Origin of the sequence: Marinimicrobium sp. UBA4209 (assembly GCF_002381585.1) — a bacterium.
GTDB classification, from domain to species: Bacteria; Pseudomonadota; Gammaproteobacteria; order Pseudomonadales; family Cellvibrionaceae; genus Marinimicrobium; species Marinimicrobium koreense.
Genome location: NZ_DFTP01000050.1, coordinates 11,772 through 12,984 on the forward strand (window position 1 = coordinate 11,772; position 1,213 = coordinate 12,984).

Consider the following 1,213-nt stretch of genomic DNA (forward strand, 5'->3'; position numbering starts at 1 on the left):
AGGGCGCAGTACGCCATGGCCATCAGGTCCTTGAAGGTAAAGCCGGTGCCCATGGCCGGCAGGCTGGGATTACTGCTCACCGTCAGAATGTACATGGTGTCGGCAATGGCCTGAATGTTCAGCGCCATCAGCGGCAGAATGCCCAGCAGCATGCACAGGGTGGTCAGGGCGCCGACACCGTGGCTGTGATAGCGGAATACCAGCAGGTCGGCGAGGGAGTGCACCTGATGGCGCCGGGCCAGCTCCGCCAGCGGTGCCAGGGCGACCGGGGCGAACAGAAACAGAGCGCCGGTGCCCAGGTAATAGGCCAGGGCGCCGTAGCCAAACTGGAAGGCCAGATCGATGACCCCGTAAAACGCCCAGGCACTGGCAAAGATGCCCAGGGACAGAATGTAGGTCAGAGGGTGCTGGGTGACCGCGTCGGGAATCCAGCCCTTTTCAGTGATCCAGGCGATACCGAACAAAACCAGCAAGTAGCTGACGCCGATCAGCGCCACATGGCTTAACTCAAAGATCATGGGGCCTCTTCTTGCGGTTTTGAACGGCGTAGGCAATGACAATGACCAGCGCCCAGATGATGTAAGGACGGAACCAGGCACCCTCGGGATTGATGATCCAGGTGAACAGGGTGGGCGAAAAGATGTAGGCGATCAGCAGCAGCAGGATCACCAGGCGCTGATTATTCATGGGGCATCCTCTGAGCGGTATCGGAGCTGCGTGCGTCGTCGGGGTTCAAAATAGCCTCCGGAGCCCGGGCCTGCATGCCCCGGACGAGATCGTTGCGCCAGTGTTCGCGGGTCCAGTCGAGCAGGGCTTCGGGGGTGGCAGCTAACAACTCCCTGGGTGGATTCTGCCTTAAAAAGTGCAGTGCGTGCCACAGGTTCGCACCGGCCCGGTCGGGGTCGAGCGCCGGTGCGTGGTGCTGCTTGCTCAGTTTCTGATCCCGTTCATTCAGGGCGACCGGCACGTGCCCGAACGCCGGCGTCTGTCCGCCCAGCAGGGCGAAGCTGGCCACCTGACCGGCGCTGACCGGTAGCAGATCGGCGCCGCGAATAATGTGGGTGATGCCCTGGTGAATATCATCCACCACCACTGCCAACTGATAGGCGAACAGTCCATCCTTGCGCTTGATGATCGGATCGCCCACATCGCGGCGCAGGCTCAACGTCTGAGGCCCCTGAAACAGATCGTGCCAGGTGTAGGGATCGGCGGG

At 61.7% G+C, this 1,213-nt stretch carries 2 protein-coding genes and 1 pseudogene; all 3 read right to left on the reverse strand.

Annotated elements, in window-relative coordinates; genetic code table 11:
* A pseudogene (locus tag B3187_RS07435) lies at window positions 1-518 on the reverse strand (histidine kinase); the annotation flags it as partial.
* Entirely contained in the window at window positions 508-687 is a 180-nt protein-coding gene (locus B3187_RS07440; RefSeq protein WP_024460914.1) for a hypothetical protein, read from the reverse strand. The gene B3187_RS07440 and the pseudogene B3187_RS07435, both read right to left, overlap by 11 nt.
* Window positions 680-1,213: glutamate--tRNA ligase family protein (locus B3187_RS07445; protein ID WP_286805479.1), on the reverse strand; the 534-nt coding region annotated here is incomplete at its 5' end. The genes B3187_RS07440 and B3187_RS07445, both read right to left, overlap by 8 nt.

Coding starts and splice junctions, on each gene's coding strand:
- B3187_RS07440 (WP_024460914.1), bottom strand. CDS start 687: ATGAATAATCAGCGCCTGGTGATCCTGCTGCTGCTGATCGCCTACATC.